1 protein-coding gene is annotated in these 473 nt (G+C 65.8%); it reads left to right on the top strand.

What is annotated here, in order from left to right:
* Positions 1–454: substrate binding domain-containing protein (locus HWX22_RS31540; protein WP_208456641.1), on the top strand; the 454-nt coding region annotated here is incomplete at its 5' end.
* Between the last annotated feature and the right edge of the window lie 19 nt (positions 455–473).

The raw sequence follows: 473 nt of genomic DNA, 5'->3' as shown, positions 1-473 counted from the left end.
CAGCGTGGTCTGCGCCTCGCGCGACTACCTGGAGCGGCACGGCGTGCCGCGCCGGCCGAGCGATCTCGACGCCCATACCTGCATGGGCATGGTGGCGCCGGGTTTCCAGTGGGACGAATGGACCCTGCTCGGGCCCGACGGATACGAGACCCTGTCGGTGGCCTCGCCGCCGTTCAGCGTGAATGTCGCCGAGGCGCTGGCGGTGGCGATCCGCGAGGGCATGGGCGTCGGCGTGCTGCCGCTCTATACGGCGATCACCGGCCTGAGCAACGGCGATTTCGTGCGCGTGATGCCCGAATACCGCTCGCACGTGATGAATATCTACGCGCTTTATCCCTCGCGCCAGTATCTCGACGCCAAGATCCGCACCTGGGTCGATTTCATGCGCGAATCGCTGCCGGCCACGCTCGAGGCCGACATCACCGCGCTCGAGCAATTCAGCCACGAAACCTGAATAGAGGGGAGCATCGAAA

The sequence above is a fragment of the Burkholderia sp. BCC1638 genome, from assembly GCF_902833195.1.
GTDB lineage: Bacteria > Pseudomonadota > Gammaproteobacteria > Burkholderiales > Burkholderiaceae > Burkholderia > Burkholderia diffusa.
This window is presented reverse-complemented; position numbering and strand designations above follow the sequence as displayed.